Annotated in this window: 20 protein-coding genes; 7 read left to right on the top strand and 13 right to left on the bottom strand. The window is 66.7% G+C overall.

From position 1 onward, the window contains the following. Nucleotides 1–32: 32 nt before the first annotated feature. The gene (locus ACP26O_RS25825; RefSeq protein ID WP_175663159.1) at nucleotides 33–872 is read left to right on the top strand and encodes a TOBE domain-containing protein; all 840 of its coding nucleotides are present in this window, start codon (nucleotides 33–35) and stop codon (nucleotides 870–872) included. Between the two features lie 135 nt (nucleotides 873–1,007). Here the strand turns inward: ACP26O_RS25825 and ACP26O_RS25830 are convergent, their stop codons facing one another. From ACP26O_RS25830 to ACP26O_RS25845, 4 genes are all read right to left on the bottom strand, one after another. Further along, on the bottom strand, nucleotides 1,008–1,751 hold the full coding sequence (locus tag ACP26O_RS25830; RefSeq protein ID WP_175663158.1) for an ATP-binding cassette domain-containing protein: 744 nt from the start codon (nucleotides 1,749–1,751) through the stop codon (nucleotides 1,008–1,010). Between the two features lie 94 nt (nucleotides 1,752–1,845). Further along, nucleotides 1,846–2,523, bottom strand: coding sequence for a molybdate ABC transporter permease subunit (gene modB / locus ACP26O_RS25835; RefSeq protein ID WP_175663308.1), 678 nt, complete (start codon nucleotides 2,521–2,523; stop codon nucleotides 1,846–1,848). A 10-nt stretch (nucleotides 2,524–2,533) separates the two neighbouring features. Then, nucleotides 2,534–3,331 carry a molybdate ABC transporter substrate-binding protein gene (gene modA, locus ACP26O_RS25840; RefSeq protein WP_175663157.1) on the bottom strand — a complete coding sequence of 266 codons (798 nt, stop codon included), beginning with the start codon at nucleotides 3,329–3,331 and terminating at the stop codon, nucleotides 2,534–2,536. Nucleotides 3,332–3,467: 136 nt separating this feature from the next. After that, nucleotides 3,468–4,166, bottom strand: coding sequence for a phosphatase PAP2 family protein (locus ACP26O_RS25845; protein ID WP_105831354.1), 699 nt, complete (start codon nucleotides 4,164–4,166; stop codon nucleotides 3,468–3,470). Between the two features lie 247 nt (nucleotides 4,167–4,413). On the opposite strand from ACP26O_RS25845, the gene ACP26O_RS25850 reads away from it, so the two are divergent. Together ACP26O_RS25850 and ACP26O_RS25855 are read left to right on the top strand one after the other, a co-directional pair. Beyond that, entirely contained in the window at nucleotides 4,414–5,523 is a 1,110-nt protein-coding gene (locus tag ACP26O_RS25850; protein WP_175663156.1) for an extracellular catalytic domain type 1 short-chain-length polyhydroxyalkanoate depolymerase, read from the top strand. 81 nt (nucleotides 5,524–5,604) lie between these two features. Continuing rightward, the gene (locus tag ACP26O_RS25855) at nucleotides 5,605–5,781 is read left to right on the top strand and encodes a DUF3563 family protein (protein WP_006753395.1); all 177 of its coding nucleotides are present in this window, start codon (nucleotides 5,605–5,607) and stop codon (nucleotides 5,779–5,781) included. Nucleotides 5,782–5,888: 107 nt separating this feature from the next. On the opposite strand, the gene ACP26O_RS25860 is transcribed toward ACP26O_RS25855, so the two are convergent. The 5 genes from ACP26O_RS25860 to ACP26O_RS25880 all read right to left on the bottom strand — a co-directional run bounded on the left by ACP26O_RS25860 (nucleotide 5,889) and on the right by ACP26O_RS25880 (nucleotide 9,405). Continuing rightward, nucleotides 5,889–6,308, bottom strand: a complete 420-nt coding sequence (locus ACP26O_RS25860) for an organic hydroperoxide resistance protein (protein ID WP_011658280.1) — start codon at nucleotides 6,306–6,308, stop codon at nucleotides 5,889–5,891. Nucleotides 6,309–6,460: 152 nt separating this feature from the next. Beyond that, complete coding sequence (locus ACP26O_RS25865) at nucleotides 6,461–6,913, bottom strand: MarR family winged helix-turn-helix transcriptional regulator (RefSeq protein WP_175655131.1); 453 nt, start codon at nucleotides 6,911–6,913, stop codon at nucleotides 6,461–6,463. 178 nt (nucleotides 6,914–7,091) lie between these two features. Then, nucleotides 7,092–7,901, bottom strand: coding sequence for a BPSS1780 family membrane protein (locus tag ACP26O_RS25870; RefSeq protein ID WP_175655130.1), 810 nt, complete (start codon nucleotides 7,899–7,901; stop codon nucleotides 7,092–7,094). Then, nucleotides 7,892–8,890, bottom strand: coding sequence for a homoserine kinase (locus ACP26O_RS25875; RefSeq protein WP_126225046.1), 999 nt, complete (start codon nucleotides 8,888–8,890; stop codon nucleotides 7,892–7,894). Before ACP26O_RS25875 ends, ACP26O_RS25870 begins: the two co-directional genes overlap by 10 nt. A gap of 107 nt (nucleotides 8,891–8,997) precedes the next feature. Next, nucleotides 8,998–9,405, bottom strand: coding sequence for a hypothetical protein (locus ACP26O_RS25880; protein WP_006753400.1), 408 nt, complete (start codon nucleotides 9,403–9,405; stop codon nucleotides 8,998–9,000). Nucleotides 9,406–9,545: 140 nt separating this feature from the next. Here ACP26O_RS25880 and ACP26O_RS25885 point away from each other — a divergent pair, with 140 nt between their 5' ends. After that, on the top strand, nucleotides 9,546–11,072 hold the full coding sequence (locus ACP26O_RS25885; protein ID WP_175663155.1) for an AMP nucleosidase: 1,527 nt from the start codon (nucleotides 9,546–9,548) through the stop codon (nucleotides 11,070–11,072). Nucleotides 11,073–11,182: 110 nt separating this feature from the next. Here ACP26O_RS25885 and ACP26O_RS25890 read toward each other — a convergent pair whose 3' ends face one another. Both ACP26O_RS25890 and ACP26O_RS25895 read right to left on the bottom strand, forming a co-directional pair. Next, nucleotides 11,183–11,461 carry a hypothetical protein gene (locus tag ACP26O_RS25890; protein WP_011658287.1) on the bottom strand — a complete coding sequence of 93 codons (279 nt, stop codon included), beginning with the start codon at nucleotides 11,459–11,461 and terminating at the stop codon, nucleotides 11,183–11,185. Between the two features lie 400 nt (nucleotides 11,462–11,861). Then, nucleotides 11,862–12,620 carry a TIGR00730 family Rossman fold protein gene (locus ACP26O_RS25895; protein WP_426356339.1) on the bottom strand — a complete coding sequence of 253 codons (759 nt, stop codon included), beginning with the start codon at nucleotides 12,618–12,620 and terminating at the stop codon, nucleotides 11,862–11,864. A gap of 1 nt (nucleotide 12,621) precedes the next feature. Between ACP26O_RS25895 and polA the strand changes: the two genes are divergently transcribed. The 3 genes from polA (at nucleotide 12,622) to ACP26O_RS25910 (ending at nucleotide 18,267) form a co-directional block, all read left to right on the top strand. Further along, nucleotides 12,622–15,375: a DNA polymerase I gene (polA, locus tag ACP26O_RS25900; protein WP_105831359.1), complete on the top strand. Its 2,754-nt coding sequence runs from the start codon at nucleotides 12,622–12,624 to the stop codon at nucleotides 15,373–15,375. Between the two features lie 278 nt (nucleotides 15,376–15,653). Beyond that, nucleotides 15,654–16,988 carry an NAD(P)/FAD-dependent oxidoreductase gene (locus ACP26O_RS25905; RefSeq protein ID WP_175663154.1) on the top strand — a complete coding sequence of 445 codons (1,335 nt, stop codon included), beginning with the start codon at nucleotides 15,654–15,656 and terminating at the stop codon, nucleotides 16,986–16,988. A 403-nt stretch (nucleotides 16,989–17,391) separates the two neighbouring features. Next, on the top strand, nucleotides 17,392–18,267 hold the full coding sequence (locus ACP26O_RS25910; protein ID WP_175663153.1) for a dienelactone hydrolase family protein: 876 nt from the start codon (nucleotides 17,392–17,394) through the stop codon (nucleotides 18,265–18,267). 51 nt (nucleotides 18,268–18,318) lie between these two features. Here the strand turns inward: ACP26O_RS25910 and ACP26O_RS25915 are convergent, their stop codons facing one another. Both ACP26O_RS25915 and ACP26O_RS25920 read right to left on the bottom strand, forming a co-directional pair. Next, nucleotides 18,319–19,188 (bottom strand): sulfurtransferase, encoded by an 870-nt coding sequence (locus ACP26O_RS25915; protein ID WP_175663152.1) that lies wholly within the window; start codon nucleotides 19,186–19,188, stop codon nucleotides 18,319–18,321. A gap of 117 nt (nucleotides 19,189–19,305) precedes the next feature. Then, the gene (locus ACP26O_RS25920; RefSeq protein ID WP_006751736.1) at nucleotides 19,306–20,412 is read right to left on the bottom strand and encodes an aromatic ring-hydroxylating oxygenase subunit alpha; all 1,107 of its coding nucleotides are present in this window, start codon (nucleotides 20,410–20,412) and stop codon (nucleotides 19,306–19,308) included. Between the last annotated feature and the right edge of the window lie 115 nt (nucleotides 20,413–20,527).

Consider the following 20,527-nt stretch of genomic DNA (forward strand, 5'->3'; position numbering starts at 1 on the left):
ATAATGGCCCCCCGTTTTCTGCAGACCCACCCATGAGCGACACGTCGCCTCCTTCCTCCTCCGCCGGACCGCTCGGACTCGGCGGCGAACTATGGCTGCGCGCCGGCCCGCAGACGCTCGGCGGCGCGACCCGCATCGCGCTGCTCGCGGCGATCGGCGACACCGGTTCGATCACGCGCGCGGCGAAGGCCGTCGGCCTCAGCTACAAGGCCGCGTGGGATGCGATCGATACGATGAACAACCTGGCCGGTGAGCCGCTCGTCACGCGTTCGACGGGCGGCAAGGGCGGCGGGGGCACGACGCTGACGCCGCGCGCGACGTCGCTGATCGCCGCGTTTCGCACGATCGAGCGCGAGCATCGCCGCTTCATCGACGCCGCAAGCGCGGCGGTGTCCGGCTTCGACGTCGACTGGGCACTGATCGGCCGGATCGGCATGAAGACGAGCGCGCGCAACCAGCTGTTCGGCAAGGTCGAGACGATGGTGCGCGGCACGGTGAACGACGAAGTGACGCTCGTGCTGCCCGGCGGGCAGGTGATCGTCGCGGTGCTCACGCACGAAAGCGCCGGCGCGCTCGGCCTCGAGCCGGGCGCGGATGCGTGCGCGCTCGTGAAGGCGTCGTGGGTCGTGCTGGCGGTCGCCGATGAAGCCGAAGCCACGTTGAAGGTGTCCGCGCGCAACCAGTTGCACGGGACGGTCGAAACCGTCGCGGCGGGCGCGGTGAACAGCGAGGTGACGCTGGCGCTCGACGGCGGCGGGACGCTGACGGCCGTCATCACGAACGACAGCGTCGGAGCGTTGCAACTCGACGTCGGCCGGCGCGCGATCGCGCTGTTCAAGGCATCGAGCGTGATTCTCGCGGTGACGGGCTGATCGCGCGCGCGGTTTTCGCCTTCGACGACCGTGGGTGGACGACGCGAAACCGGCGCCGCCCGACGTGCACGACGCGCCGATCGGCTTCGATCCCGTCGCCAGCTTGTTCCAGCTGATGCCGCCGTGCGGCTTCCCTCAGGCTCCCGCGTGGCCGCCCGGGCCACGGCCGTCGTGCGCGCCGACGACGCGCGTCGGCCACTCGGCGTGCGGCGTTGCGGCCAGCACGCGCCCTTCGCTCAATTGCACGACCTGGTCGCCGAACGCGGCGACGTCGTCGGGATCGTGCGAGATGAGCACCATCGGGATATCGAGGCGCGCCTGTAGTTCGGCGAGCTCGTGGCGCATGCGCTGGCGCATCGCGCCGTCGATCGCCGCGAATGGCTCGTCGAGCAGCAGCACGTGCGGCTGCGCGACTAGCGCGCGGGCCAGCGCGACGCGCTGCTTCTGTCCGCCCGACAACTGCGACGGAAACTGGCCGGCGAGCGCGTCGAGCTCGAACGCCTGCAGCCAGTACGCGACTTCGGGCGGCACCGTCTTCGCGCGCGGGTTGCGCAGGCCGGGCGTGAGCCCGAACGCGATGTTCTGGCGTACGTTCAGGTGCGGGAACAGCGCATAGTCCTGGAACAGATACGCGACGCGGCGCGCGCGGGTCGGCACGTCGATGCCGCGCGCGGAATCGAACAGCGGTTCGCCGTTCAGCGTGATCGTGCCTTCGTCGGGCGACAGCAGGCCGGCGATCGCCTGCAGCGTCATGCTCTTGCCCGCGCCGGACGGCCCGAACAGCACGACGCGCTGCGTGGTGGCCGCGAACGACACGTCGAGCGTAAAGCGGCGCTCGGCGCTCGCGTAGGTCTTGCGAATGTCGACGGCGACGCTCATGCGGGCCTCCGTCGTGCCGCGCCGCCCGCGCCGCCAACCGCGCGTGCAACGGGCACGCGTGTCGCCGCGAAGCGGTAACGATGCGATCGGCGCGTCATGTCGGCTGGCTCCGCCCGGCGCGCGACGGCACGAGCCAGCCGGTCGCGAGCAGCACGAGCACGCAGGTGATCGACGTCACCAGCACGAGGAAGTTGGCCGTGCTGTCGTCGCCGGCCTGCACCGCCGCATAGATCGCGACCGACAGCGTCTGAGTTCGGCCGGGCAGGTTGCCGGCGATCATCAGCGTCGCGCCGAATTCGCCGAGTGCGCGCGCGAAGGCGAGCAGCGCGCCGGCCAGGATGCCGCGCGTGGCGAGCGGCAGCGTCACGCGGAAGAACACCGCGGCTTCGCCGAGCCCGAGCGTGCGGGCCGCGCGTTCGAGGTGCGGATCGACGCTTTCGAACGCGGTGCGCGCCGATTTCAGGATCAGCGGAAACGCGACGACCATCGACGCGATCACCGCGCCCTGCCACGTGAAGACGAGTTCGATGCCGAGCTTGTCGAGCCACGCACCGAACATGCCGCGCCGGCCGAGCAGCACGAGCAGGTAATAGCCGAGCACCGTCGGCGGCAGGACGAGGGGCAGCGTCAGCAGCGAATCGACCACGTCGCGCATCGGCGAGCGCCAGCGCGCGAGCACGAAGGCGGCGGCGACGCCGAGCACGACGTCGAGCGCGGTCGCCCAGCCGGCGACCTTCAGCGACAACAGCAGCGGTACCCACGCGTCCTGCATCATGCCGTGCTCACTTGCCCGCGGGCTTGAAGCCGAACGTCGACAGCACGGCCTGGCCCTGCGGCGACGCGACGAAATCGATGAACGACTGCGCCTGCGCGGCATGGCGGCTGTCCTTGACCACCGCGATCGGATAGGTGATGGCCGTCTGCGTCGGCACGGTCAGCGCGATCTTCACGCGGCCCGGCATGATCGCCGCGTCGGTGCCGAACACGAAGCCCGCGTCGACTTCGCCGCGCGCGACGTAATCGAGGCTCTGGCGCACGTTCGCGGCCAGCACGCCCTTGGCGCTGACGGCGTCCCACACCCCTGCCGCGCGCAGCGCGCCTTCGGTATAGCGGCCGACCGGCACCGATGCCGGATCGCCGTACGCGATACGCCTCACGCCGGGCACCGTCAGGTCGTTCAGCGACGTCGGCGCGGCCGCACGGCTGTCCGCCGGCACGATCAGCACGAGCGAATTCGCCGCGAAATCGCGGCGCGTGCCGGGCACGATGACCTTTTCGGTGACGGCGCGATCCATCGCCTTCTGGTCGGCCGAAGCGAACACATCCGCCGGCGCGCCCTTGGCGATCTGCTGCATCAGCACGTCCGACGCGCCGAAGTTGAACAGCACCTTCGTGTCCGGGTGCTGCTTGTGGTACGCATCGCCGACTGCCTTGAATGCGTTCGTCAGGCTCGCGGCCGCCGACACGACCAGCTCGTCGGCAGCGGAAGCCGGCGCGCTGAACGCGACGCCCGCGGCAAGCGTGGCGAGCGGCAACAGGCGCAGCAGGGTGCGGCGAAGCGGGCGGACGGTTGAGCGCATGGTCGGGTCGTTCGAATGGTTGAAAACCGTAATCGTAATATAGGGGAGGTTATAACGCTCGACATACCGTTCATGCGCCGGGACGCATGGAACCTTCAGACGTGAAACGCGGCGGGAGTGGCGTGCGCGCGGCCCGTCACGCGTGCAGCGACGGCAGCGACAGCCCCGTGCGGTGCAGCGATGACGGCTGCGATGCCGGCCGGTAGTTCGGATTGGCTTTCCAGCGGGCGCGGACGAACGGCCGCTCGTGCCCCGACAGCTCCAGCGCGACCTTGGTGACCCACTGGTGCGACGGCACCGTGATGCCATGCAGCGCGATCGTGACGAGCGCGAGGCTCGCGACGACCGCCGGCACCGACCAGCGGTGCGGCACCGCCTGCCACGAGCCGGCGATGAACACCAGTGCGGCGATCGCGCCGATGATGCAGCCGGTGATCGATTCGGACGGCGAATGCGCGGCGAGCGCGACGCGCGACACGCCGACCGCGACGCCGGCCGCGAGCCCGAGCGCGATGCCGGCGATCCGCACCGGCGCGCGCGTGCGGATCAGCGCGAGGAACATCGCGACGGGATAGACCGACGTGGACAGCATCGCGTGGCCGCTGAATCCGGTGAAGTCCCACGCGCGGATCCCGATGCCCCAGCCGAGGAACGCGATCTTGGTGAGCGCGACAACCCCGATCGCGGCCGCGAGCACGCCGAGCCACGCGGCGGCGCGCTGCCACGAGTAGCCGAGCGCGAGCCATACGGCGATCGTGATCGCGAGCGGCAAGGTCAGGCCAGCGCCACCGAACGCGGTGATCGTGATCCACAGGTGAGACGGCAGGTCGAACATCGGGAAGGAACGGACAGAGGCGGGACAAATGCTTAAATCAACGCGCGAGCCGGGCGGAACGACTACAACGGATACAAGCGGTTAAACCCCAGTATAGCGCCGCGGCCGGTCGAGGCCCGTTTTTTGCGCCGCCGGGAACTATCCGCGCGCAGGAAAAATCCCAGAAACAATGTTATGGTGCATTGCACAAAGTCGAACGATGCACCGAGTATCGTGACCCTATTTTTCCTGACTGCGAGCCCGATTGATGACCAAAAGTCTGACGAAGGTATGGCTGGGCGGCGTGAAACGCATGCTGTCCCCGGCCGCCAAACGTGGGGCGCGCGATGCACAGCGGATCGCGCGCGATACGCTCGAGGCCGCGGCGTCGAGCGCCGCCACCGATCTGTCCCCGCCGCGCGAGTCGCGCGTGCGGCCGCGCGCGGCTGCTTGGGCGGCAGGCGAGTGGACGCGTGGCGAGCATCCAATGGCGCCTGCACTCGGCCGCCTCGTCCAGCAGCTCGCATACGGGCTTTATGTCCCGCCCGGGCGTCGGCGCGGTGCGATGCCGCTCGTCGTGATGCTGCACGGTTGCCAGCAATCAGTCGACGAGTTTGCGCAGGGCACGCGGATGAACCTGCTGGCCGACAAGCACGGCTTCGCGGTGCTGTATCCGGAGCAGTCGCAACGTGCGCACGCGCACGGCTGCTGGCACTGGTATGAGGATACCGATCGCGCGGGTCGTGGCGAAGCGGATACGGTCGCGTCGCTGATTGATGCGCTGGTCGACGAGCACGGTTTCGACGCATCGCGCGTCTACGTCGCGGGGTTGTCGGCCGGCGCGGGGCTGGCGGCGCTGCTCGCACTGCACCATCCGGATCACTTCGCGGCGGTCGCGCTGCACTCGGGGCCGGCGCTCGGCGAGGCGAATTCCGGCATCAGTGCGATGGACGTGATGCGGCGCGGACTGCGGGAGAACCCGGCGGCCGTGCTCGACGCGCTGATCGACGCCAGTGCGTATCCGGGCATGCCCGCGCTGATCGTGCAGGGTGACGCCGACCACGTCGTCGCGCCGAAGAATGCGGACCAGCTCACGGTGCAGTTCATGCGCCTGAACGGCCTCGCGGACAGCCGGGGCGCGCTGCGCGGCGGCGAGCGCGTGGAGACGCGCGAGGCGGGCGCGCACATCACCGACGTGCGCCGCGACGGGGAGCCGGTCGTGCGGCTTTGCCACGTCAAGGGGCTCGATCACGCGTGGGCTGGCGGCGACGAAGCCGTACCGTTTCATGCGGCGGTCGGCCCCGACGCGAGCGCGATGATCTGGTCCTTTTTCGAACGGAATCGTCGGACTGTGGCGACCGAACGACGCACCGTCTGATCGATGCTAGCCAATGACTAGGGTTTTCCCTATAATTCGGGAAAACCCTAGTCAAAGAACCCTTGGATTGCGAGATCGATCATGTACCTGCTGAGCCACCTCTTCCTGATGCTGACCAAGAACGCTGAAAAGGCCGCAAAAGAGCGCGCCGACGCGTACCTGTCCGAAGCCACCGACATCTATGACCTCGAATTCCGCATGCGCAAGATCGATCGCGAAGCGGCGATGAACCGTCCGTTCTCGTTCGGCTCGCGTTAAGTAGCGCAGCGCGGGCCGGCTCGTCAGCCGGTCCGGCGAATCACGCAAAAGGGCTGTGCGGCAAGTAGCCGCACACGCCCTTTTTGCATTCGGCGCCGCGTGTCGCGTTAGACCACCGTCAGGCGCACCGGCACGTTGTTGCGGGTCGCGTTCGAGTACGGGCACACGTGGTGCGCCTTGTCGACCAGCGCCTGCGCGTCGGCCTTGTCGAGCCCCGGCAGCGATACACGCAATTCGATGTCAAGCCCGAAGCCGCCCGCGTCGTTCGGGCCGATGCCCACTTCCGCGGTGACTTGCGTGTCAGCCGGCAGCGTCTGCTTGTTCTGGCCGGCGACGAATTTCATCGCGCTCAGGAAACAGGCCGAGTAACCTGCGGCAAACAGCTGCTCCGGGTTCGTGCCTTCCGCACCCGTGCCGCCGAGTTCACGCGGCGCGGCCAGCTTCACTTCCAGCTTGTTGTCGGCGGAAACCGCGCGGCCGTCGCGGCCGCCCGTGCTCGTGGCGCTGGTCTTGTACAGAATGTTCATCGTGCAGCTCCTGTCGGAAAAGGGGGAAAGCGGTCCGGTCGAACTGGGATGTCGCCGGCCACGAGATAAATATAGAACACAAATGATTTGTGTGCAAATGAAATTTTGAAGAAAAGGCTGACGCATCGGCCGGCTCGCGACCGGTCGGCTCGTCAGCCTTCGTTGGCGGCCGCCAGCGCGTTGCGCAGCTGCTGGAGATCCGCGCGCAGCCTGACCAGAAACTCGGGGGTTTGCTGCATCGCGCAAAAGAGATCGCCGGGCACCGAGCGCGCCTTGACCTTCAGCGCGCGGCCTTCCGCGGTCACGCGCACGTTCACGACGCGCTCATCCGTCGCGCTGCGCACGCGCTCGACGTAGCCGAGCGCCTCGAGCCGCTTCAGCAGTGGCGTGACGGTGGCCGGGTCGAGGTCGAGGCGGGCGGCGATGTCCTTCACCGCGATGTCGTCGCGTTCCCACAGCACGAGCATGGCCAGATATTGGGGATAGGTGAGCGACAGCTTGTCGAGCAACGGCTTGTACGCCTTCGTCATCGCATGCGAAGTCGAGTAGAGCGCGAAGCAGAGTTGCTCGTCGAGCGTCTGGGGCAGGGGGGGGAGGCGGTCCATGATTCGGGCGGCGCGGCGAACGCGCTAACGATTTGTACGCAAATTATTTTGCGCGCAAAAGATTCGATTGAACAGGGGCAGCGTTGGCAGAGCGGGCGGCAGCCGGAACCCGCGAAACTGGGGGCGGGCTGGCCGGGAAGGGATGGGCGGCCGGCGGCGTGCGCCGGCCGAACTGGCGTCAGCGGCCGGTCGTCGGCGTCGGGGCGCCCGGTTCCTGCACGCCGAAGCAGCCGCGATAGGTCGCGTAGAACGAGCAGTACATCATCGTGACGATGATGATCGTCACCGGCATCATGATCGTCAGCACATAGGCACCGGCGCCGAGCGCCTGCAGCAGCAGCGACAGGCCGAACGACGAGCCGAGCGCGACGCCGAACCACAGCAGCCCGTATACGACGAATGCGCCGCGATTGCGCCAGCAGCTGACGACGCTGAAGAACAGCGCCTTGGCGGGCGGGATGTCGTGCCACGCGGTGAGCACCGGCGCGAACCAGAACAGCATCGCGACGGGCGCGTAGAGCAGCGTCGCGAGCAGCAGCGCGCCGACCGTGCCCTGCGCGGCAAGCGCTTCCGGCGTCGGACTCGTGTCGTTCGTCGCGCCCAGCATCATGTGGAGCAGCCCGCCGCCGTCCACGATGGACGACGCCGCGAACACCGCCACCATCAGCGCGACATAGACGAGGCCGAGGACGAGCAGCCGCTGCGTCGTCGCGGTGCCGTACGAGCGGAAGCCGTCGATGAGGATCGTCGGCATCACCGGCTTGCCGGCGACCGTGTCGCGGCACGCGGCCATGAAGCCGACGGCGATGCCGGGGATGAACAGCAGCGGCAGCGCCGCGCCGATCACCGGCACCATCGACACCAGCGTGATGGCCAGCAGGTACGTGAAAAACAGCGTGATGAACGCGAGGGGGTTCCGGCGGAACAGCCAGATGCCTTGGCGGAACCAGACATAGCCCGCTTTCGCGGGTACTTCGATCAGTTGCATGCGGTATGGGTCTCGGGAAGCGCGGGCGTGTGGGCGATACGCTCACGCAGGATGCGTTCGAAATGACCGGGGTCGTGCGGTTTGAGCATTTCGGCCGCGCGCGGCAGGTAGAAGTCGTACAGGCGCGACACCCAGAAGCGGTACGCGCCCGCGCGCAGCATGTCGCTCCAGTGGCGGCGCTCCGCGGCCGTGAACGGCCGGACCGTTTGGTATGCCCGCAGCAGCGCGTCCGCGCGCGCGACGTCGAGCACGCCCGTCGCGAGGTCGACGCACCAGTCGTTGACGGTCACCGCGACGTCGAACAGCCATTTGTCGCAGCCCGCGAAATAGAAATCGAAGAAGCCGCCGAGCCGTACGTCATGACCGGTGCCGGGCGCCGCGTGCGCGAACAGCACGTTGTCGCGGAACAGGTCGCAGTGGCACGGGCCGCTCGGCAGCGCCGCATAGTCGTCGGACGCGAAAAACGCGGCCTGGTGCGCGAGTTCGCCCTCGAGCAGCGTGCGTTGCGCGTCGGACACGAACGGAACGATCGCCGGGACGTTTTCCTGCCACCACGGCAGGCTGCGCAGGTTCGGCTGGTAGCGCGCATAGTCGCGCCCCGCGAGGTGCAGGCGCGCGAGCATCTGCCCGACCTCGATGCAGTGTTCGATCCCCGGCGCGAGTTCGGCGGCGCCGTCGAGCTTCGTGACGATCGCGGCCGGCTTGCCGTGCAGCAGGCCGAACAGCGCGCCGTCGTCGCGCGGGATCGGATCCGGCACCGGCACGCCGTGGCTCGCCAGATGGCGCATCAGGTCGAGGTAGAACGGCAGCTGTTCGGCCGTCAGCTTTTCGAAGATCGTCAGGACGTACTCGCCGCGCGTCGTCGTCAGGAAGAAGTTGCTGTTTTCGATACCGGACGGAATGCCGCGGAACGCCAGCACGTCGCCCAGTTCGTAGTGGCGCATCCATTGCGCGAGATCGGAGTCGGAAACAGCGGTGAAAACGGCCATGCGAGATGCGTCAGGTCAGTTGTCGGCACGCGCGTGGCGTGCGGCGCGACAGGAGGTGAAGGGAGCGCCGGTGCGCCGCGTGGCGACCGACGCGGCGCGGCGGGAAATCAGTAGCGCAGGTTCACCGACGGCAGGCGCGTGATCGGGACGCCGGCGTCGTGCGGCTTCGGCGACGTGTCGGGCGTCGAGCTCATCTGGTAGCGCGTGCCGAAGTTCGACTTCACGTTGATCTCGACCGGCTTGCCGCGATCGCGATACTCGGTGACCTCGGTGCCGTTCCTGCTCTTTTCATGGAAGCTCGGCGTGCGGCGAATGTCGGCGAAGTCGACTTTCGACGTGACTTCGGCGCCGGGCCGGTTGATCTTGCGGAGATCGGGCAGGCCGGCGGCTTCGTTGGCCTCGGCCCGCGCCTGCGCGTCGGCGTCCGGCGTGCTGCCTGCGGCGTAAGCGGTGCCGACGGCGGCAAACATGCCAGCAAATGCGGCAGCAGCGGCGACGAGAATGAGCGGCTTCATGATGAGTCTCCAGTGAACCCACCGATTTTAGCAAATACTGGGCGCGGCCCGGCCCTCATGTGCAAGCGACTTGCAAGCAGGCGGCCATGAGTATGACCGGGTTCCGTGGTAATGTCGTTCGATCAGATGAGGTATCGAAAATGAAGAACGATTTGAGCCGCCGGCACCGGATGCTAATGCCCGAGAGCCCGCCTGTCGAAGCATTCGACGATTCCGTCGCCGCCGTCGCGCGGCTGTCGGCCATCTACGACACCAATACGGGCTTCCTGCGCGACGCGTTCGCGCGTTATCGCCGCCACGAACCGATCACCGAGCACGTGCGCGCGTGCTACCCGTTCGTGCGGATTCGTACCGAGGTCAACACCCACGTCGATTCCCGCCGCTCGTACGGCTTCGTCGCAGGCCCGGGCGTGTTCGAGACGACGGTCACGCGTCCCGACCTGTTCGCGAATTACTATCGCGAGCAGCTGCGCCTGTTGGCGAAGAACCACCATGTGAAGATCGAGATCGGCGTGTCGTCGCAGCCGATCCCGGTTCACTTCGCGTTCCCCGAAGGCATCCATCTCGAAGGCGAACTCGACCGCGACCGCCTGCTCGCGATGCGTGACATCTTCGATACGCCCGACCTGTCGTACCTCGACGACCGCATCGTCAACGGCACGTTCGAGCCGCAGCACGGCGAGCCGCATCCGCTCGCGCTGTTCACCGCCGCGCGCGTCGATTTCTCGCTGCACCGGCTGCGCCACTACACGGCCACGTCGCCCACGCACTTCCAGAACTACGTGCTGTACACGAACTATCAGTTCTACATCGACGAATTCGTGAAGCTCGGTCGCATGATGATGACGGAGAGCGACGATCCCGAAGTGCGCGAGTACCGCAGCCAGTACAGCGCGTTCGTCGAGCCGGGCGATGTCGTCACGTACAACGCGAACCTCGGCAGCGAGCCCGTGGAGGGCGTCGCGCCGCCGCGGCTGCCGCAGATGCCCGCGTATCACCTGAAGCGCGCGGACGGCAGCGGGATCACGATGGTCAACATCGGCGTCGGTCCGTCGAACGCGAAGACGATCACCGATCACATCGCGGTGCTGCGTCCGCATGCGTGGGTGATGCTCGGCCATTGCGCGGGCCTGCGCAATACGCAGCGCCTCGGCGACTACGTGCTCGCCCACGGTTACGTGCGCGAGGATCACGTGCTGGATGCCGACCTGCCGCTGTGGGTGCCGATCCCGGCGCTCGCCGAAGTGCAGCTCGCGCTCGAGCGCGGGGTGGCCGAGGTCACCCGGCTCGAAGGCGCCGAACTGAAGCGCGTGATGCGCACGGGGACGGTCGCGAGCGTCGACAACCGCAACTGGGAGTTGCGCGATCACCGCGAGCCCGTGCAGCGGCTGTCGCAGAGCCGCGCGATTGCGCTCGACATGGAAAGCGCGACGATCGCCGCGAACGGTTTCCGCTTCCGTGTGCCGTACGGCACGTTGCTGTGCGTATCGGACAAGCCGCTGCACGGCGAGCTGAAGCTGCCGGGCATGGCCGACACGTTCTATCGCGGGCAGGTCGACCAGCATCTGCAGATCGGTGTGAAGGCGATGGAGATCCTGCGCACGAACGGGCTCGACAAGCTGCATAGCCGCAAGCTGCGGAGTTTTGCGGAAGTGGCGTTTCAATAACGCCGCACGCCGCCGCGCCCCAACGACAAAGGCCACACGCGAACCTTCGTTCGCGTGTGGCCTTGTTCGTTGCGCTTCAGTGCGGGCGTACCGGCCCGATGTTCAGTTGCTCAGCACTCGCCTTTCTTCGCGTGTCCCGGCGGGCAGTGATAGCCGCCGCGGCCTTCGTGACCACGATGGCGCTGGTGATCTTCCCACTCGCGGCGTTCCCAGTAGCGACGGCCGTCCCAGTAGCGGTCGCCGTGCCAGCCGACGATCACCACGGGCGCAGGCGCGACGACGACCGGTGCGGGCGTGCCGATGTTGACGTCGACGTTGACGGCGTGGGCGAGGCCGGACAGTGAAAGACCGAGGCCGGCGAAGGCGAGGGCAATCAGCGAGCGTTGCATGTTGTTTTCCGTGATGTCGTTGTAAAAGGCCGGCGCGACGCGATGGACGCGAGGGGGGATCGCGCCCACCGGGGGGACGCCACGCCGACGAGATGCAGTGTGCGGGCATCGCGCGAAAAAGGCGAGGCGTGTTTGTTACGGTGGATTCCGGCCGTCGGCCCGACCCGGATCGAGGGCCGGCCGCACGATTTGACAATGACGGGTCGCAGGCGCGGAACGGGGCATTCGCGTTGCGCGGCACAGGCTGCCCTGATTTGACATTCGGCGGTGCGTGAGCGCGCAGCGGGATTAACGCGGCGTTACAAAATGACACGCGGCAGGTGGCGAAATCGCCATGCCTGCCGCGCGGGGTGCGGATGCGCGATGCCGGCCGTGAGGCCGGCGATCGACATCGATCGAATTACAGATAGAACATGCGGTCTTCTTCAGGCCGCGGCGGCTGGCCGTCGCCGTCCGAGCCTTCTTCCTCGCCGCTGTCCTCGTAGAACGCGAGCACGGCGTCGAGCACCTGGTCGGGATCGTCGATCACCTGCATCAGATTCATGTCTTCCGAATTGATGAGGCCCATCGGAATCAGCTGGTCGCGGAACCATTGCAGCAGCCCCTGCCAGAACGCGCTGCCGACGAGAATGATCGGCACGAGGCGCGACTTCTTCGTCTGGATCAGCGTGAGCACTTCGGACAGTTCGTCGAGCGTGCCGAAGCCGCCCGGCATCACGATCACCGCGTCGGAGTTCTTCACGAACGTGACCTTGCGCGTGAAGAAATGACGGAAGCGCAGCGAGATGTCCTGGAAGTGGTTGCCCGCCTGCTCGTGCGGCAGCTCGATGTTCAGGCCGACCGACGGCGCCTTGCCGGCGTGTGCGCCTTTGTTCGCCGCTTCCATGATGCCGGGGCCGCCGCCGGAGATGACCGCGAAGCCGGCGTCGGACAGCTTGCGCGCGATCTGCACCGCGAGCTTGTAGTGCGGCGTGTCGGGCTTGAGACGGGCAGAACCGTAGATGCTGACAGCCGGGCGGATCTCCGACAGGTACTCGGTCGCCTCGATAAACTCTGCCATAATCGTGAACATCTGCCACGATGCGCGCGCCTTCTTGGCCGTCGCGCGTTCTTGATCTGCGAGCGAACGCAGACTCGGAATCACTTTTCTCTTGTTCATAATGCCTGAAGAACGAAATCTGGAAGGTAAGACCCTGCTATTGGTTGACGGTTCGAGCTATCTGTATCGGGCTTACCATGCGATGCCTGATCTGCGTGGCCCTGGCGGGGAGCCGACCGGAGCGCTCTACGGAATCATCAACATGCTGCGCCGTATGCGCAAGGAAGTCAGTGCAGAGTATAGCGCTTGCGTGTTCGATGCAAAGGGCAAGACGTTCCGCGACGACCTTTATGCCGACTATAAGGCAAACCGTCCGTCGATGCCGCCCGACCTCGCATTGCAGGTCGAGCCGATCCACGGCGCGGTGCGCGCGCTCGGCTGGCCGCTGCTGATGGTCGAGGGCGTCGAGGCCGACGACGTGATCGGCACGCTCGCGCGCGAAGCCGAGCGGCACGGGATGAACGTGATCGTGTCGACCGGCGACAAGGATCTCGCGCAACTCGTGTCCGATCGCGTCACGCTCGTCAACACGATGACCAACGAGACGCTCGACCGCGACGGTGTGATCGCGAAGTTCGGCGTGCCGCCCGAGCGGATCATCGACTACCTCGCGCTGATCGGCGATACCGTCGACAACGTGCCGGGCGTCGAGAAGTGCGGGCCGAAGACGGCCGTGAAATGGCTGTCGCAATACGACAGCCTCGACGGCGTGATCGAACACGCGGGCGAGATCAAGGGCGTGGTCGGCGACAACCTGCGCCGCGCGCTCGACTTCCTGCCGCTCGGCCGCACGCTCGTGACCGTCGAGACGGCCTGCGATCTCGCGCCGCATCTCGAATCGATCGAGGCGTCGCTGAAGACGGACGGCGAAGCACGCGATCTGCTGCGCGACATCTTCGCGCGCTACGGCTTCAAGACGTGGCTGCGCGAAGTCGAGAGCGCGCCCGCCGAAGGCGGCGGCGCCGATGCGCCGGAGGGCGACCCTGCGCCGGTGATCGCGGCGGACATCGTCCGCGAATACGACACGATCCAGACCTGGGCGCAATTCGACGCGTGGTTCGCGAAGATCGATGCGGCCGCACTCACCGCGTTCGACACCGAAACCACCGCGCTCGACCCGATGACCGCCCGCCTCGTCGGCCTGTCGTTCTCGATCGAGCCCGGCAAGGCCGCGTATCTTCCGGTCGCGCATCGCGGCCCCGACATGCCCGAGCAACTGCCGATCGACGACGTGCTCGCGCGCCTGAAGCCGTGGCTCGAATCGGCCGATCGCAAGAAGGTCGGCCAGCACCTGAAGTACGACGCGCAGGTGCTCGCGAACTACGGCATCGCGCTGAACGGCATCGAGCACGACACGCTGCTCGAATCGTACGTGCTCGAATCGCACCGCACGCACGACATGGACAGCCTCGCGCTGCGTCATCTGGGCGTCAAGACGATCAAGTACGAGGACGTGGCCGGCAAGGGCGCGAAGCAGATCGGTTTCGACGAAGTGGCGCTCGAGCAGGCCGCCGCGTACGCGGCCGAAGATGCGGACATCACGCTGCAGCTTCACCAGGCGCTGTATCCGCAGGTCGCGCGTGAAGCGGGCCTCGAGCGCGTGTATCGCGACATCGAGATGCCGGTATCGCTCGTGCTGCGCAAGATGGAGCGCACCGGCGTGCTGATCGACGACGCGCTTCTGCAGGCGCAAAGCACCGAGATCGCGACGCGCCTCATCGAGCTCGAAGGGCAGGCGTACGAACTGGCCGGCGGCGAGTTCAATCTCGGCTCGCCGAAGCAGATCGGCCAGATCTTCTTCGAGAAGCTGCAGTTGCCGGTCGTGAAGAAAACGCCGAGCGGCGCACCGTCGACCGACGAAGAAGTGTTGCAGAAGCTGGCCGAGGATTATCCGCTGCCGAAGCTGCTGCTCGAGCATCGCGGGCTGTCGAAGCTGAAGTCGACCTACACCGACAAGCTGCCGCGCATGGTGAATCCGGCAACGGGCCGCGTGCACACGAACTATGCGCAGGCCGTCGCGGTCACGGGCCGGCTCGCATCGAACGATCCCAATCTTCAGAACATTCCGGTGCGCACGGCCGAAGGCCGGCGGATCCGCGAAGCGTTCATCGCATCGCCCGGCCACCGGATCGTGTCGGCCGACTATTCGCAGATCGAACTGCGGATCATGGCGCACATCTCCGGCGACGCGTCGCTGTTGCGCGCGTTCGCGCAAGGCGAGGACATCCACCGCGCAACTGCTGCCGAAGTGTTCGGCGTGACGCCGCTGGAGGTCAACTCCGACCAGCGCCGGATCGCGAAGGTCATCAACTTCGGGCTCATCTACGGGATGAGCGCGTTCGGCCTCGCGTCGAACCTCGGCATCACGCGCGATGCGGCGAAGCTCTATATCGACCGCTACTTCACGCGCTACCCGGGCGTTGCGCAGTACATGGAAGACACGCGCACGGCAGCGAAGGACAAGGGCTACGTCGAAACCGTTTTCGGTCGTCGCCTGTGGCTGCCGGAGATCAACGGCGGCAACGGCCCGCGCCGTCAGGCCGCCGAGCGCGCGGCCATCAATGCACCGATGCAGGGCACGGCGGCCGACCTGATCAAGCTGTCGATGATCGCGGTGGACGACTGGCTCACGCGCGACCGGCTCGCGTCGCGAATGATCATGCAGGTGCACGATGAACTGGTGCTCGAGGTGCCCGACGACGAACTGTCGCTCGTGCGCGAGAAACTGCCGGAAATGATGTGCGGTGTGGCGAAGCTGAAGGTGCCGCTGGTCGCCGAAGTGGGCGCCGGCGCGAACTGGGAAGAGGCACACTGACGCACCCCCGTGCGATTCCCGCTTCCCGCGGCATATTGTTGCAGGGATGCTGAATATCGAGATGGTTTGCTTGTGGTCAACGCGCAAGCTCCCGGACAATGCAAGTGAGTCAGATCATTGTCGCGGGGGCGGCGCGGCCCGCGTTCCGGAATCGGCGCATCGAAGTGTTTCGAACTGCACATCGATGATGTCCGAACCGGTTAATCCAACGGGCGGCGCGAATGGATGCGTGCGCATCGTCCGGCGGCAGCAGTTTCGAATCGCAAAGGGGGAATCAGATGCATCGGATCATCATCGTAGGCGGAGGCGCGGGCGGCCTGGAACTGGCGACGCGGCTCGGCGACCGTTACGGCGCGCGCGCCAATCGTCCCGCGCGCGCGCTCGTCACGCTCGTCGACCGCAATCCGACCCACATCTGGAAGCCGTTGCTGCACGAAGTCGCGGCCGGCAGCATGGACCCGTTCACGCAGGAACTCGAATATGCGGCGCAGGCGCGCTGGCACGGCTTCGAGTTTCAGCAGGGCGAACTCACCGCGCTCGACCGCACGGCGAAGCGCATCACGCTGTCGCCCGTCAACGACAGCGACGGCGAGGAACTGCTGCCCGCGCGCGATCTGGAATACGACACGCTGGTGATCGCGATCGGCAGCACGACGCACTTCTTCGGCGTGCAGGGCGCGGCCCAGAACGCGATCGCGCTCGATACGGTCGGTGAGGCCGAGCGCTTCCGCAAGCGCTTGATCGCCGCGTGCATGCGCGCCGAGCACCAGGCGCCGGCGCAGCCCGCGCCGGGCGCTGCGGCCGAGCCGCGCATCCAGGTCGTGATCGTCGGCGGCGGCGCGACGGGCGTCGAGTTGTCCGCCGAGCTGCGCAATACCGCGCAGGTGCTGTCGGTGTACGGGCTGCACAAGCTCGACCCGCGACACGACGTCGGCATCGTGCTGATCGAATCGGGGCCGCGAATTCTCCCGGCGTTGCAGGAGCGCGTGTCGACCGCGACGGCCGAACTGCTCGAAAAGCTCGGCGTGCGACTGATGCTGTCCGAGCGCGTGACGGAAGTCGCGCCCGGCGTCGTGCACACCGCGAGCGGCAAGGCGGTGCGTGCGGATCTCACGGTCTGGGCGGCCGGCATCAAGGCGCCGTCCGTGCTGTCGAATCTCGATGGCCTGCAGGTCAACAAGCTCGGCCAGCTCGACGTGCGCCGCACGCTGCAGACCTTCACCGACGACAACGTCTTCGCGCTCGGCGACTGCGCGGCATGCGCATGGCCCGGCAACGAACGCAACGTGCCGCCGCGCGCGCAGGCCGCGCATCAGCAGGCGAGCTTCCTGCTGAAGGCGATCGGATGCCGGCTCGACGGGCGTCCGCTGCCCGAGTTCACGTATCGCGATTTCGGTTCGCTCGTGTCGCTCGGCCACTTCAGTGCGGTCGGCAACCTGATGGGCGGGTTGATCGGCGGCAACATGCTGATCGAAGGGCTGTTCGCGCGGTTCATGTACATGTCGCTGTACCGGCTGCATATCGCGGCGCTGCACGGCTACCCGCGCATGATGCTCGATACGGTCGCGCACTGGCTGCGCCGCACGACACTGCCGCGCGTCAAGCTGCACTGACAGCGGTTCGTGCACCGGGCGGGCAGGGAATGCGCATCGAGCGCGTTTCCTGCCCGTTGTCTTTTTCGGGCGCAGAATGACTGCCCATGCGCTGCACGTCTTTTCGTTTCAATCCGAAAGCATTCGATAGCGCAACGGTGCTCGTTGCGTGCATTCCGCACATGGAACGGAGGGCCGGCCGGCGGCCATCGACACCGCGGTCGATATCACGGGATCGCACCGTCGTAATCGAGTCTTACACATCTGACAGTTGACGCGACAACGGATTATTGGGCATCTTGTGCGGGTTTCCGCTTGCGGCGGTGTGCCAACCGCCGCGACATCCGCGCCGTCCGCCTGCGCGATGCCCCGTCAGGTCGGATCCGTGGCCGTGACGGCGGCGCCCCATTCGAGGAGTGCATTCATGTTGAAACCCGAAGTCGACAGCCTGGTTCCCCACGTTCCGTTCTCGCGCCGCAAGTTCATGCAGGCCGCGCTGGGCGGCACCTTCGCGGCGGCCGTGCTGCCCGTGTCGGCGCAGACCATCACGACCGACAGCGCCGGGCTGGACGTCGACACCATCGAGATCCGCTCGGGCGACGCGAGCATCCCCGCGTATCGCGCGCAGCCGGTCGACAAGACGAACCTGCCGGTCGTCATCGTGATCCACGAGATCTTCGCCGTGCACGAGCATATCGCCGACGTCTGCCGTCGCTTCGCGAAACTCGGCTATCTCGCGATCGCGCCGGACCTGTTCGCGCGCCAGGGCAATGCGTCGAAGTACCCGACGATCCAGGCGCTCGTCGACAACATCGTCAGCAAGGTGCCGGACCGCCAGGTCACCGAGGATCTCGATGCGACCGTCGCGTGGGCCGGCAAGAACGGCGGCGACCTGTCGCGTCTCGGCGTGACGGGGTTCTGCTGGGGCGGTCGTCAGGCGTGGCTGTATGCGGAGCACAATCCGCACGTGCGCGCGGCCGTGGCGTGGTACGGGTTCGTCGAGGGCAAGACCGACGAGATGACGCCGTTCAATCCGATCGATCATGCGGCGTTGCTGAAGGTGCCGGTGCTCGGGCTGTACGGCGAGAAGGACACGAACATCACGCAGGCGTCGCTGGCCGACATGCGCAAGGCAATCCAGACCAGCGACTCGAAGCTCGCGCGCCAATCCGAAATCGTCGTATATCCGGATGCCGGTCACGCATTCTTCGCCGATTACCGGCCGAGTTACGTGAAGGGCGATGCCGAGGACGGCTGGAAGCGCGCGATCGAGTGGTTCCACAAATACGGCGTGATGTAAACGACACGCGGCGGCACATGCCGCCGCGTCATCTTGCGCAGTGCCGGTGTGTTACGGCGTCGGGCCGGTCGCGATCGGCCGCGACGGATCGGCGCTCCATTCGCTCCACGAGCCCGGATACAGCGATGCGCCATGCAGCCCGGCGATTTCGAGCGCGAGCGCGTTGTGGCATGCGGTCACGCCGGAGCCGCATTGCAGGATCACGCTGTTCGGTTCGGTGCCGGCCAGCAGCGTGGTGAATGTCTCGCGCAGTTCGTGGCCGGTCTTGAAGCGGCCGTCGGCGTTCAGGTTGTCCTTGAAGAACCGGTTGCGTGCGCCGGGGATATGGCCGCCGACACGATCGATCGTTTCGTTTTCACCGCGATAGCGGTCGGGCGCGCGCGCATCGATCACGACGCGCTGGGCCGACGTCACGTTCGCGAGCACGGCTGCCGCGTCGACCGTCGATTCAAGCGGCGCTGCCGCCCGGAAGTCGCCGGCGGGCGGGTGCGGCACGTCGGTCGTCAACGGCTGGCCGGCCGCTTCCCATGCCTGCAGGCCGCCGTCGAGCACCGCGATCGAGTCGTGCCCGAGCCAGCGCAGCAGCCACCACAGGCGCGCCGCATAGGCGCCGCCGTGTGCGTCATACGCGACCACCTGCTGGCCCTGCTTGACGCCGCGGCTGGCCATCAGCGTCGCGAATGCGTCGCGGGTCGGCAGCGGATGGCGGCCGTTGGTGCCGGTCTTGCGGCCGGACAGGTCGCGGTCCAGATGAAGATACTGCGCGCCCGGGATGTGCCCGGCCGCATAGGCGGCTTCGCCCGCGGCCGGATCGGCGAGATCGAAGCGGCAGTCGAATACGGCGACGCTGCCCGGCGCCGCGGCCAGACGTTCGGCGAGATTGGCTGCGGAGATGAGCGTGGTGTAGTGGGTGTGTGGCATGACGGCTCCCTGGAGTGCGAACTGGCCTGATACTCCAAGTCTAAACAAAAAAAGACGGGCCGAAACCCGTCTTTTCATATGCCGAATGCGATGCGGCGCGGAGCGCGCCGCGCGCGCTCAGAGATCGCCGAGGTGGCGGCGCAGGAACTCGTGGAAGTGCTGCATGCCGTCTTCCATCGGGCTCTGGTACGGGCCGACCTGCGATTCGCCGCGTGCCATCAGTGCACGGCGGCCGGCGTCCATCCGCATCGCGATTTCGTCGTCCTCGACGGCCGTCTCCATGTAGGCGGCGCGCTCGGCCTCGACGAACTCGCGCTCGAACAGCGCGATTTCCTCGGGGTAGTAGAACTCGACGATGTTGGTCGTCTTCTGCGGGCCGCGCGGAATCAGCCACGACACGACCAGCACGTGCGGATACCACTCGATCATCAGGCCCGGGTAATAGACCATCCAGATCGCGCCGAATTCCGGCGGCACGCCGTTGCGGAACTTGAGCACCTGCTCGTGCCACTTCTGGTAGGTCGCGCTGCCCGGTTTCGCGAGGGCGTTGTGCACGCCGACCGTCTGCACGCTGTACCAGTCGCCGAACTCCCACTTGAGATCGTCGCACGACACGAAACTGCCGAGGCCCGGGTGGAACGGGGCGACGTGGTAATCCTCGAGGTAGACCTCGATGAACGTCTTCCAGTTGTAATCGCACTCGTGCACTTCGACGTGATCGAACTGATATTCGGAGAAGTCGAAGTGATGCTTCGTGCCGAGGTTCGCGAGATCGCGCGCGACGTTGCGGCCTTCGGCCTCGAACAGCAGCCCCTGCCAGTTCTGCAGCGGGCTCTTGCCGAGATTCAGGCAGGGCTTGTCGGGGAAGTGCGGGGCGCCGAGCAGCTCGCCTTCCAGGTCGTACGTCCAGCGGTGCAGCGGGCACACGATGTTCTGCGCATGGCCACGCCCGTTGAGCATGATCGCCTGGCGGTGGCGGCACACGTTCGACAGCAGTTCGATCTGGTTCGTCTGGTTGCGGACCAGCACGCGGCCTTCCTGCTCGGACGGCAGCGCGAAATAATCCCCCGCCTCGGGCACCATCAACTCGTGCCCGACGTAACGAGGTCCTTTCTTGAAGAGGGTTTCGATCTCGCGCTCGAGTAGCGCCTCATCGAAATATGCAGTGACTGGAAGCTGGCTGTGAGCCGACTTCAACTGAAGCGCGTCGCTCAGATTGGACATTCCCACTCCCGGTGTTAGCGTGAAAGCAGTGAACAACCCAACCATCGAAAAATCGATTTAGGGAAACGGGCAATTATACCCGGTTCGCCCCGCAAGGCTAGGATTAAGTGCCTGA

The sequence above is a fragment of the Burkholderia sp. R-40 genome (genome assembly GCF_049942845.1).
Classification (GTDB): Bacteria; Pseudomonadota; Gammaproteobacteria; order Burkholderiales; family Burkholderiaceae; genus Burkholderia; species Burkholderia ambifaria.